The sequence below is a fragment of the uncultured Microbulbifer sp. genome (assembly GCF_947489355.1).
GTDB lineage: Bacteria > Pseudomonadota > Gammaproteobacteria > Pseudomonadales > Cellvibrionaceae > Microbulbifer.
In genome coordinates, this window is record NZ_CANLDD010000078.1 from 1 (window position 1) to 11,834 (window position 11,834).

The window sequence follows — 11,834 nt, forward strand, 5'->3', positions numbered from 1 at the left end:
GGCCTAGCGGGGGCATTTGAACAGAAACTTACGGTTTCAGCCCTTCAGGCGCTCTCCAAACCGTAAATCCTTGTAAGAATCTCCCATAGGACTGAAAAGTAACCATTAGCGCTGCCGTGAAGGCAAGCCGATATCTCAGTTTGCCCACCTCTTGCTATCTCCTCCACGGCGTCTCCTCAAGCTGCTGTTCGGGAGCGACCGCTATCAAATTTCTTGATCGTCGACACGCTCCAGAGCGGCTGGGCCAGGATAAGACGTGAGACCCCGTTCAATACGTTCACGGGAAAAGGGATCAGGAGCCTCGATATAGCGCATGGCTGAGTGGATATCCTTCCACCCGACATACTCCATCAAGGCCTTTGCTTCCCAGCCATTGGCATTCGCCCAGTTGGCAAACCCTCTACGCAGGGAGTGGCTGGTAATATTTGCCTGCTGCTCAAGACCCGCTTCTACAAAAATACGCCTGAGCAGCGCGGACAGGTTGTTCGCCGTCAGTGCCTTTTCTGCCAGATGTCCCCAGCGATTGATTCCGCGGAATACAGGCCCTTCTGTGATTCCAGCCAGGCCAACCCATTCTCCGTAGGCCGCAACCGGACACAATCGACTCAGCGCCGGCACCTTGAATTCCTTTCCCGCATTCTGGCGGTCGCCCTTGCTCCTGGGAAGGAAGATCCTCATCCCCTGCCCGGGAGCTGCCTTAATAAATTCCGCCCGCAGACGGCACAGCTCATCACTTCGAAATCCGCGCCAGAAGCCGAGTAGAAGTAAAGCCCTGTTGCGGGCATGGGCAAGTGCCGACTTACGATCACCCGCGGCGTTCGCCTGCTCGCAGGCATTGTCCAGCCAGCCTGTCAACGCGGTGAGTTCTTCCACTTGTAGCGGACGTGCCCGCTTCTCCTGTGCCGGGTGCAGCTCCCGGATGCCTTTAAGGACCTTTCTGACCAATGGGGCCTTGGTTGGGTCCGGGAAGCCCTGGTCAACGTGCCACTGCGCAATCGCCGAGAGGCGCAACTGCAGGGTGTTGGCCGAAAGAGACTTCGCGTGATCGGCCAAGTAGCGGACGATGCTGTCGGCAGTGGCGGGCAGGAAGCCACCCCAGACGACTTCGTAGTGGTGTACCGAGGCCCGGTAGCTGCGTCGCGTATTGTCGCGGGTGGCCGCGTGTAGATACCGATCGATATCGCTCATTGTGTGGCTTTCCGTGGCAGAGCTGGCCTGCCCATCTGGCGGGCTGGATTTATGGGGGATACCCGGGATTCATACCGGATTAAGACCATTTTACGACCGATTTTGGTCATGACAATAGATAACCCCACTTTATCCATTTTTATAAAACTCAGAATGTTGCTCTAACTCATGGTCTTATTTAGTATGTATATACATAGTACATACCACAGTACAAAATAATCGGAGGCCAAATGGCGCGTGCAGGTATCAACAAAGTCCAGGTCCAGCAGGCCCGCGATACGGTGCTGGCCCGCGGCGAGAACCCCTCCTTGGACGCAATACGCATCGAACTGGGCAATACCGGCTCCAAGACCACTATTCACCGGTATCTCCGGGAGATTGAGGAAGCCGAGAGCACTCGCCTCGACGACGAGCAGCTCCTCACCAAAACGTTGCAGGAAATGGTGGCCCGGTTGGCGGCGCGCTTGCGAGAGGAGGCAAATGAACTGGTCTCAGCAGCCGAGAAGCGCCTCAAAGACCAGGAGGCTCAATGGAAACAGGAGCGTGAACGACTCGAGGGCTCGCTGACGGTGAGCGGCGAGAAAGCGCATCGACTGGAACAACGCCTGGTGGACTCCAGGAGTTCACTGGAACAGGCGACCGCGGAGTTGCAATCCGAAAGGCTCCAAGCGCAACGGCAGGCTCAGCAGATCGCAGACCTGGAAGCGCGCCTGGCGGACAAAGATTCCCACTTGAAATCCCTGGAGGATAAGCACCAGCACGCCCGAGATGCCCTTGAGCACTTCCGCCAGGCCAGCAAAGAGCAGCGAGATCAGGACATCCGCCGGCACGAACAGCAGGTACAGCAATTGCAGACTGAGCTGCGCCAATTGAACCAGTCCATCATCGTCAAGCAGGGTGAGATCACTCAGCTCAACAAGGACAATGCCCGCCTGGCCAGTGAGCTTGGCGCAGTTCGTAGACAGGCGGGCAGTCAGGAAGATGCGCTCCGGAAGTCGGAACAACTGGTCTCCGCCCAGCGCGAGCAATTAAGCCAGACCAGCACCAACTTGAGCGCAAAAGCCAAAGAGCGAGATCTGTATTGCGAGCAATTGGAGCGGGCTCGATTAGAGCTGAAAGAATGTGCGCACCGGCAAACAGAGCTGGAGATCGCCCTCGCCGAAGCCCGCACCAGTCTGAGCCATTTCAACGCAGCTGCAGAGGCAAAAAGGTGACCTCCCCGAGAGACCTCAACCGGAAGAGAAGTCCAGGTAAGGCAGCAGGCGGGCGATATTCTTCGCGTCGGCCTCGGCGCGGTGTTGACGCCCCTCAAATTCCAGTCCGGCAGATGCGAGGGCGGCGCCAAGGCCGGCGCCCCGCTTGCTGCCCTTCCGCTGCTGGGTGATTGACTGTTTTTGGGTAAATCAACCGCGACTCTATGCCTAGCCTATTGATTTTATTGAGTATTTTTCTATAAGATTTTTAGGAACTGCCATGGATATCGGCTACCTAATAAACTCCAGGGAGTTATTGCACGAAGTTTTTTTAACTTATTGATATATTCTCCACGATGGATGATAGGTGGCCAATAGCCCACACTAGCTGCGATCATTGAGGATACCAGCAAAATCTGCCTTGAGATGACGAGTTATACTTGACTAGTATATTTGCCATAGAGAAATAAAAATGGCTTTCTATATAACCAATGTATTAGAAGAAAGCCCCGATGACGATTGAACACAGCGGGCTTTTCAAGGTTGCTATTAGGGGATAAATGGCGGGTGACAAAGATATCTTAATTCCCTTCGATTTGGTCAAACACCCACACTTGGTCGTCCAAGTTAAGTAGTCGACCCTGAAAAAAACCAAACGCCAGCCTCCAGGACAGTGTAATAAGCGTTTACGGAACGATTCGCACTAAATTCACCTTTCAAAACATGAGCAAAAGAACCGTATTGCCAGCCAGAATGGATTAGAAACTGTAAAAATAGGCAAAAATGCTTTTTCCAGGGCACAAAAAAACGCCCCCAGTGCCTTGATCATCCATTTTTTCAAATTCCAGGCACACGCAGCCATGAGTAGATTTATCGCATCACCCACTGAGCCCTTGAGGAAGTTTCTTGACAGTCGAAAATCAGATTTGAGATGTCCAATCAGCGGCTCAATCGCTGCCCGACGCCGACACTTTTTTCGTTTCTTTTCTTGCTGGTAGCGATTGCCCTTTTTCAAAGCCGGCTTGGGTAAAACTATTTCCGCACCTTCGGCCATTTTCTTTCCGCGATAGCCCCGATCGCATATGGCCTCTTCAATCTTGGATTCTCTAACCTCATTGGCCTTCCTGATCACCTCATCCAAGGTCTTGCTATCGTGAATGTTTTCGTAATGACTTACAGCACTTAGAATAATGCCTTCTTTCGCGGTAGAAACAATAGAGGCTTTACTGCCATATTCATACGGTTTATGGCCTTTGCCCTTGGCGACACAGTACACTTGTGGTTCATGCAAGCTGTAGATTTTGTCTTTGTCATTCTTCTGTTGTTTTAAGACACGCTCATACAGCGCAAAATCATCCTGACAAGCATGCAAATGGCTCTCAGGTAATTTCCTCTTCATCTCCAGCAACAGAATGCCCGCGATGGTGCCGCAGGCGTTTTACCGCTTTTTTTTGCACTCGAACGTTTTTTGACATGACGAAAGAAGCGGAGTTTAAGCCGCATTTCTTTCACTTCCTTGGCATAGGTCCGGCGTTGCTGAATACCATTATTCTTGGCGAGCTTATTCAAGCGGTTAATAATTCTGATCGCCAACTTGCCATCCGTTGGGTAGGTAATAAACTTTTCTTGTACCGTGGTGTCAATATTTACGGTCTTCTCTTCAATGATACTGCCATGGAGCTGTGCTGACATTTTGAAAATTTTTTCAACACCGACCTCGCCAATACGCCTGCGAAAATGCACTAGCTCTGTGGGGTGACAAGGAGTTTTGTTCTGGAAAGATTTTAAGCCACAGAAGGCTTGGTAGTAGGGGTTTCGCTTCCATTGAAGTACAACATTCTCATCACTCAAATTTTCCAGCTGTTTGAGAATTAGTAGGCCGAAGAGAAGACGAATGGGGATACTGGGGCGACCCTTCCTGTCAGAATAGTAGTGCCCAAAAGTGCGCTCAAAATCTGTCCAAGGAATTGCTTTTGAGAGCAATAACAGTGGATCTGACGGATCAAGTTGATCAAGGAAGTCGGTGCCAAAAAGCTGGATTTTTGGTACTGATCGGTGTCCGTGAGCATAATCATCCTTGAGCATTTCGACCAGAAATTTGACTCAGAATAACGAAAACTGGTCGAAATGGCTGTTCAGCAGAAACCCAAAGAGGCTCTTTTAACTAGCCCTTTTTATCCGAGTGCAGCGCTGGCGTCGGCAACACAAGCTACCCCCGTTGTTACTGCTCCATGCTGGTATGAATAGGTTTTCATTTTTGACCCCTCAAGGCGTTTTCCCACGCGCAGGCAGCCACATCAACAGTGCGAGACCCGCCACTGCGGAAAAAACGGATGCGAGGACGATTCCCAACTTAGCGCTGTCAATTAGACTCTTACCGAAAGCCATATTCGCTATGAAGAGCGCCATGGTGAAGCCGATTCCGGCGAGCAAGCTGCCGCCTATTAGCAACCGCCAGCTGAGTTCTGGTGGACGAATCGCAATGTGCGAGCGTATAGCCAGCCAACTAAACAACAGAATACCAACAGGCTTACCAAGTACGAAACCTAAGAAAATTGCCACTGTGACCGAATTACCAAGGCCGTTAAAAGTCAGCGGCAACCCGGCGTTGGCAAATGCGAAGAGCGGCATGATGGCAAAACCCACCCATGGATGTAGCCATATCTCCAGGCGCTCTAGTGGAGACAGCGTTTCACGTACGGCAACCTCGGCTATCTGCAATGTCTCTCGATCTTTAGTGTCTGCACTGCTCTCGTGAATGCCTGGATGCGCAATCACCTGATCAAGTATCTCGTACAATCGATTGTCGCTGACCCATCGGCGCGCAGGAGTCATCAACCCAAGTATCACGCCAGTGATGGTGGCGTGGATGCCGGACGCATCCACGGCAAGCCAGATGAGCCCGCCCACCAGGAAATAGAGCGGAAAACCGCGAAATCCGAGTATTGCCAAGGCACGTAAAACTACTAAGCCAAGTGCAGCCAGCGCTAAAGCATCCCAGACAATGTTGCCGCTGTAACCGATGGCTACGACAAGAATGGCACCGATATCGTCAACGATCGCTAAAGACAGCATAAAGACGCGTAAGCTTTGCGGTATGCGCGAGCCAAGCAGAGCTAGGCAACCGATAACAAACGCCGTGTCAGTTGCCATGACAGTGCCCCACCCATTTTGGCCGGGTTGACCTGATTGCAGCGCAAGATATATCAAAGCGGGGGCGATCATACCGCCCAAGGCGGCTGATATTGATAGAGCAGCCATACGAGGGTTGTTTAACTCTCCGAGAACCAGCTCGCGCTTGAGTTCCAATGCGACAAGAAAGAAAAACAGCGTCATCAGGCCATCATTAATCCACTCTCGCAGTGAGCGTGCAAACTCTAACGAGCTAACCCGGAAACCTATGGGTGTCTCCCAGACATGTTCGAACGAGTCGGCCCAAGGTGAGTTGGACAAAACGAGAGCGGCAACAGTGAACAATAGGAGAACAGCCCCTCCGGCTGACGTAATGTGCAAAAATCGTACAAAGGGTCTCTTCAGCCGATCAACCAGCTCCTTTGGCAATCGAGTGGTTTCTGGATTTTCTTTTTGATCTTTAATCATTAAAAGCTAATGAACTCCACTCAACGTCAATTGCTAAAGGATTAAAATTTGGAGTTTTAACTTGGAGTGAGCGACAGCCGTTAGAACTAGGTTGGCCATAACGCAGCCCATCGAATACCCAACCACCCAGTTGAGCGCTTAAAGCTTATTGTCCGTCCGCCCCATCAGGCAAAGGTACCGGTACTGGCTCGGGTTGATTTCTTTGCCGTTTTACGTCATCCGACTCGAACGCTAGCTGCGCTGCACCTAAATGAACTCGGCCCTAATGTCGAAGTGGGCGTCCGTACCCATGGTGAAGGTCACCCTCTGCGATGCTTTGATCATAGACGGCGAGTATTCGATCGCCACCATCGTGCCCGCTGCCATAGGTGATATCGTGACCGCGCAACTATCGATTGGTGTCATGGAAACCGCGCGAGAAGCGGTCTCAAATGCCAATTGTTCTGCGGCAGTTACGACAGCGAAAATCATTCAGTACAACGGTTTCAGACATTACAGCTTGGGCCCTTAACTCACTTGGTTATCCCAATAAACCTCATTCAACGCGCTTAACATCTGCGTGACCACCCCAGCCAGATCACTGCTTGTGTCGCCAGTAATCTGCGGCAGTGCCGCCGGACGGTTGGCCACCTGCCAGCCGCTGCTGCCGTTGATATATAGCAGGCCGCTCGCTTTAATCAGGGCCACTTTTGCCGGGAAAAATTGCCAGTAGCCGGGGTCTGCCACATAGCGGGCGAGCTGGCCGTCTTTGCCGGTCCAGGCTCCTGTGCCAATAGCAACCAAATAGCGGTCGCCATCGCTGGCAGAGCCCGGTGGATCGTTCTGTATGGCCTGCGCTTCCAGCTGCAGCAGTGCGTCTACTGTATCCAGGGCTTGGTTGAGACTGGCGGCGGGGTCGAGGGTGGCTTCCTGTGCATAGGGTATGCCGTTGTTCGGTGTGTTGCTCATGGTGTTTGTTTCCTGCTTATACGCTGATCTGTGCGGCCGGGCCTGGGCCAGTGATGCTGTTTAGCTGACTGACGGTGATCGTCGCGGTGCCTGGATCTGCGAGGGTGAGTGTGGTTGCGGTGGTATCTGTGCTTTGGCCGTTGACCGTTACCCGGTAGCCCGCAAAAAATCTGGCTTTGATCGTAGGCGGCGCGGCCGCCCAGGCGCCCTACCCCGTGCCACTGGATTACCAGCTGGCCCACGAGGGCGGCGAGGTGATCCAGGCCGCGGCCCTGGCCCTGCGCAACCGCATGACGGTGGAGCAACTGGCGGACCAGATGTTCCCCTACCTAACCATGGTGGAGGGGCTCAAGCTCTGCGCGCAGACCTTCGCCGGGGATGTGAAGCGTCTTTCCTGCTGTGCCGGTTGATCCGCGCATCGACCTTTCCGGGGCCATGCCGAGCAATTTGTGTCGGCATCGGCCCCCTAAAACTCCCCTTAAATAATGAAAACCTCCAGAATCCCGGCACTTATCGAATCCCTCAAGCCAGATATTAAACTACACATATAATCTATTCATCTTTAGGTATAATCTTCCCGCATGCGACATACCGGCGGAGGTGGCACCATGCGCATTAATAACGATTCGATCCGGGCGGAGAATCTCAAGCTGCGGGCAACCCTGGCCCGCGCCGTTCGCGACACTGTTATCCAGAATCGCCTGACCCAAGTGGAGGCGGCCGAGCGTCTGGGTATCTCACAACCGCGCGTCAGCGCCCTGCTCAAGGGCAAGGCCGACACCTTTCGGGTGGATTCCCTGGTCAATATGGCACTTCGGCTGGGCTTGAATGTTTCCCTGGAGGTACGCTCTAACTCGGACGTCGACGTGCTGACGCCGGAGGGAGTGCTCGACCGAATGTGTGATGCCGCCATGCGCAAAGACACCGTGGCATTCATGGACGATGTGCAGCTCTTTTGGCGCAAGCAGTGGGACTTGGCATGGGTGGCGGACCCCCATGAAAAGGAGGCGCTTAAGTATGCCCTCAAAGCCTGCTTCCTGGAGCGGATGGCGGAAGTCTGGGCGGAACCACCCAAGTCGCAGCCCATGTCGGCCCCCGACTGGTGCCGGAGCGTCCCACCGGTTCAGAAAGAATTTTCCGTGATCCCGGATGAATACCGGGAGTTTTACGAGGGCGACCTGATCTCTCCCATCTTCGGCAAGCGCAATATCTTCGCGCCCCGGGATTTCATGTTTTTCGTATAAGGACTGTACATGTACCAGTATTCCAGCACCGGCAGGCCCATCAGCATTCATATCCTGATCAAGGCACTGAAGCGCCTCGGCGATCTGCTGCAGCAGGAAAACAAACGCCTTGAGCTGGTGTGTTGCGGCGGGATCATCAGCCTGATGCACTTCCACTCCCGCGCCATGACCCAGGACGTGGATGCCATTTTTCCCGCGAATCCGGCCAACAAACAGCTACTGATCAAACTGATCAAGCAGGTGGGCGAGGAGCTGGGGCTGGCCACCGATGAAAAGTCCCTCTGGTTCAACGACAGCGTCAGCTTTTTCGGTCTGGAGACCAAATCCAACGTCGTCATCTTCCATCACCCGTATCTGGTGTTGAAAGCGGCCGTGTGGGAAGAGCTGCTAGCCCACAAGGTTCACGCCTCCCGCCACGACAAGGACATTCAGGATGCCGTGTTACTTCTGAAGGAAATCAAAGGCAAGGACAAGGAACGGATTTACGAGGCGGTGAAGCGGTACGCACCCTTCGCACCCCATGTGCCGGAGCCATTGTTGCGGAAGCGCTTTGACCGTGTGTGGAGTCTCGCTTTCGGATCATAACCATAATCGCAGGGCTTCACTGTGACCGCGAGTGAAAACTTCCTGACACCGCGCCAGCGCTACCAGCCTGTAACGCTGCCCCAGGACTTCTCCGATGAGGAGATGGCCCGGGACTGGACCCTGTCAGAGGCGGACAAGCGGGAGGTCGGCCGCTACCGCACCAGTTCCAGGTTATTCATCGCGATCCAGATCTGTGCGGTTCGCCTCTACGGCCGCTTCCTCGTCCAGGTCAACGATCTGTCTCCGCGCATCGTCAACTACCTGAACAGCCAGCTTGAGCTGGCACCTTCCCTCACCACCAAAATCCCGAGCCGGGATGCCACCCTTTCCGAGCAGCGCAGAAAAATCCTGGCCTACCTGGGCTTCTCCAAGTACGACGATGCAGCCCAGTCCCGGCTCCAGGCATGGCTGGCAAGACAGGCTGAAAAGGGCTTTTTGCCCGATGAGCTGTTCCTGCGGGCCGAACAGGTATTGCTTTCCGAAAAGGTGATCCTGCCCGGGCCCAGCGTTCTGGAACGCCTGATCATCAGCGTCTGCGCCGATGTACATGAACGGCTGTTCGAGTCTCTACACCAACAGCTTTCCCCTGAACTCAAAAGTGCGATAGACGATCTGCTGATCGTCAGCCCAGGGAGCCAGCACTCTCTGTTCTTCCTGCTGAAAGAATACCCGCCTTCGGCCACCATCAGCTCCATTCGGAGTTACCTGGAGAGATACCACGCACTGGACGGCACCGGGATCGATGCGGTCGAAGCCCAGGTCGCGGACCCGTCTTTCATGGACTATCTCTACAAGTTGACCCTCCGCTACAGCGCCAAGGACATCAAACGCTTCAGGGATCACAAGCGCTATTCCCTGATGCTGTGTTTTCTGCTGGAAGCGCGCAAGGTCTTGCTCGACCACCTGGTAACCATGCACGACCAGTTCATCATGGACCTGCTGCGCAAGGGGAAGCGCATCTATGAGCGAAGGCATCGCGAATTGCGCAAGCGGCAAAAGAGGGCCATCGACACCGTACTGGACGCCACCCATCTGATTCTCGACTGGCCGGATGACCGCCCCTTGAGCAAGGGAGATCTGTGGCACCGCGTCGATGAGAAGCTGCTGAAGGAGTCCGTCAATGACCTCCATATCTTCAAAAGGCTGGAGGAGCGCGGCTATGGAGATATCCTGTTGGCGCGCTACCCCAGCCTCCGCAAATACTTTGCCGAGTTCGTGCAGCTACCTTTCAACGTCAAACCCGGCACCGAGCCACTGCTGAGATCCATTCAGCTGATCCGGGAGCTCGACGCCGGCGAACGGAAGAAGCTGCCCGGCAATGTCCCGACCCACTTCATCCCCAAGGAGTTGAGGCGCTGTCTGAAAGATAAGAACGGCAAGATACAGCGCAATGCCTGGGAGCTCGGACTGGCCATCGCAATGAAAGCGGCCTTGCGTTCCGGCGATCTTTTCGTGCCCCAGAGCAGGCAGCATGTCTCCTTCTGGGACATGATGCTGAATCAGCAACATTGGCAGAATACCCGCGAGACCGCCTACGAGGACCTCCAGCAGCCGTTCCAGCATCAGGTGAAAGCCACCTTGGTACTGCAATTCCACCAGAGCGTGGCGGATGCCGAAAAGCGCTTCGAGAGAGACAGCTTCGCCATCATCAAGGATGGCAAGCTCAAGCTGAAACGGGACGACAAGGCCGAAATTCCAGAGGCCGTGACCAATCTACAGAAGGTCATCGATGCGAGCATGCCCACCATTCGCATCGAGCAACTCCTGATGGAGGTGGACTGGGAAACCAATTTCAGCCGCCACTTCATTCCTGTGCAGCAACACCACTCCCGGCCGAAGAACTTCTACAAAACCCTCATTTCCGTGCTGATTTCCCAGGCCACCAATCTGGGGGTTGTGGCCATGAGTGCCAGCGTCAAGGGTGTCAGCGTCGATATGCTCCGCCACGTGCTGCAGTTTTACGTGCGGGAAGAAACCCTCAAGACTGCCAGCGCTGAGATCGTCAATCAGCATCACCAGTTGTCCTTCAGCGCAGTACATGGCTCCGGCGGCTTATCCTCCTCCGACGCTCAGCGCTTCAAGATCCGGGCCGACAGCCTGTTGGCCGCCTACTATCCCCGTTACTACGGCTACTATGAAAAAGCGATCGGCATCTACACCCATGTGTCCGATCAGTACTCGGTGTACAGCACCAAGGCCATTTCCTGCAACCCGCGGGAAGCCCTGTACGTACTCGACGGCCTGCTGGAAAACGACACCATCCTGAAGATTCGGGAACACACCACCGACACGCACGGCTATACCGAAATCATCTTCGCCCTGTGTTACCTGCTGGGCTACTACTTCATGCCCCGCATCCGCGACCTAAAGGACCAGCAGCTTTACCGGGTTGACCGCAATGTGAACTATGGGGTGTTTACGCCACTGCTGAACAAGACGGCGGACCTGGACATCGTCGAAGAGCAATGGGACGCGATGATCCATGTGGCGCAGTCCCTCAAGGAACGCACGGCACCGGCCCACGTCATCGTGCAGCGATTGACCAACAGCTTTCCCTCCGACCGCCTGTCCAAGGCCTTCACCAACTTTGGGCGGATCATCAAAACTCAATACATCCTGCGCTACCTTACCGACAAGAAGCTGCGCCGAACCGTGCAGTTACAGCTCAACAAGGGAGAGTACCGGCATAACCTGCCACGGTGGATCTTCTTCGCCAATCAGGGGGAATTCACCACCGGCGACTATGAAGAGATTATGAACAAGGCTACCGCCCTCAGCCTCGTATCCAACGCCATCCTGTACTGGAACACTTCCAGGATCCGCAACATCGTGGAGGAACTCCGGAAACAGGGCGAGAGCGTCGACGACGAGACCCTATCCCATATCTCCTTGTTACCCTACAAGCACGTCCTTCCGAATGGGACCTATTTTGTAGAGGGAGAAGGGGATGAGACGTAGTCAGGCAGGCATTGCAGGCTGCTTTTTAGGCAGGGTGATTTTGCACAGGATTTTACGGTTTGAGATGGGACAGACAGGGCGAAACCGTAAGTTTCTGTTCAGATGCTCCCGCTAGGCC

The 11,834-nt window shown here is 54.3% G+C and carries 10 protein-coding genes and 1 pseudogene; 6 read left to right on the forward strand and 5 right to left on the reverse strand.

The window, feature by feature from the left end; genetic code table 11:
- Positions 1 to 204: 204 nt before the first annotated feature.
- On the reverse strand, positions 205 to 1,188 hold the full coding sequence (locus Q1A48_RS19280) for a site-specific integrase (RefSeq protein ID WP_299948186.1): 984 nt from the start codon (positions 1,186 to 1,188) through the stop codon (positions 205 to 207).
- 230 nt (positions 1,189 to 1,418) lie between these two features.
- Here Q1A48_RS19280 and Q1A48_RS19285 point away from each other — a divergent pair, with 230 nt between their 5' ends.
- A complete protein-coding gene (locus Q1A48_RS19285; protein ID WP_299948188.1) occupies positions 1,419 to 2,402 on the forward strand; it encodes a DNA-binding protein in 984 nt (327 codons plus the stop codon).
- A 688-nt stretch (positions 2,403 to 3,090) separates the two neighbouring features.
- Here Q1A48_RS19285 and Q1A48_RS19290 read toward each other — a convergent pair.
- From Q1A48_RS19290 to nhaA, 3 genes are all read right to left on the reverse strand, one after another.
- A complete protein-coding gene (locus Q1A48_RS19290; protein ID WP_299948207.1) occupies positions 3,091 to 3,780 on the reverse strand; it encodes a transposase in 690 nt (229 codons plus the stop codon).
- Positions 3,777 to 4,466, reverse strand: coding sequence for a transposase (locus Q1A48_RS19295; RefSeq protein ID WP_299948190.1), 690 nt, complete (start codon positions 4,464 to 4,466; stop codon positions 3,777 to 3,779). Before Q1A48_RS19295 ends, Q1A48_RS19290 begins: the two co-directional genes overlap by 4 nt.
- A 180-nt stretch (positions 4,467 to 4,646) precedes the next feature.
- Positions 4,647 to 5,981 carry a Na+/H+ antiporter NhaA gene (gene nhaA / locus Q1A48_RS19300; RefSeq protein ID WP_299948193.1) on the reverse strand — a complete coding sequence of 445 codons (1,335 nt, stop codon included), beginning with the start codon at positions 5,979 to 5,981 and terminating at the stop codon, positions 4,647 to 4,649.
- 289 nt (positions 5,982 to 6,270) lie between these two features.
- Here nhaA and Q1A48_RS19305 point away from each other — a divergent pair, with 289 nt between their 5' ends.
- Positions 6,271 to 6,492 carry a hypothetical protein gene (locus tag Q1A48_RS19305; RefSeq protein WP_299948195.1) on the forward strand — a complete coding sequence of 74 codons (222 nt, stop codon included), beginning with the start codon at positions 6,271 to 6,273 and terminating at the stop codon, positions 6,490 to 6,492.
- On the opposite strand, the gene Q1A48_RS19310 is transcribed toward Q1A48_RS19305, so the two are convergent.
- Positions 6,489 to 6,929, reverse strand: a complete 441-nt coding sequence (locus Q1A48_RS19310; RefSeq protein WP_299948197.1) for a DUF2793 domain-containing protein — start codon at positions 6,927 to 6,929, stop codon at positions 6,489 to 6,491. The genes Q1A48_RS19305 and Q1A48_RS19310 overlap by 4 nt on opposite strands.
- A gap of 223 nt (positions 6,930 to 7,152) precedes the next feature.
- On the opposite strand from Q1A48_RS19310, the pseudogene Q1A48_RS19315 reads away from it, so the two are divergent.
- From Q1A48_RS19315 to Q1A48_RS19330, 4 genes and pseudogenes are all read left to right on the forward strand, one after another.
- Positions 7,153 to 7,339 (forward strand): annotated as a pseudogene (locus Q1A48_RS19315) (mercury(II) reductase); the annotation flags it as partial.
- 198 nt (positions 7,340 to 7,537) lie between these two features.
- Entirely contained in the window at positions 7,538 to 8,173 is a 636-nt protein-coding gene (locus tag Q1A48_RS19320; protein ID WP_299948200.1) for a helix-turn-helix transcriptional regulator, read from the forward strand.
- A 9-nt stretch (positions 8,174 to 8,182) separates the two neighbouring features.
- Entirely contained in the window at positions 8,183 to 8,758 is a 576-nt protein-coding gene (locus Q1A48_RS19325; RefSeq protein WP_299948203.1) for a hypothetical protein, read from the forward strand.
- A 21-nt stretch (positions 8,759 to 8,779) separates the two neighbouring features.
- On the forward strand, positions 8,780 to 11,716 hold the full coding sequence (locus tag Q1A48_RS19330; protein ID WP_299948205.1) for a Tn3 family transposase: 2,937 nt from the start codon (positions 8,780 to 8,782) through the stop codon (positions 11,714 to 11,716).
- Positions 11,717 to 11,834 lie beyond the last annotated feature (118 nt).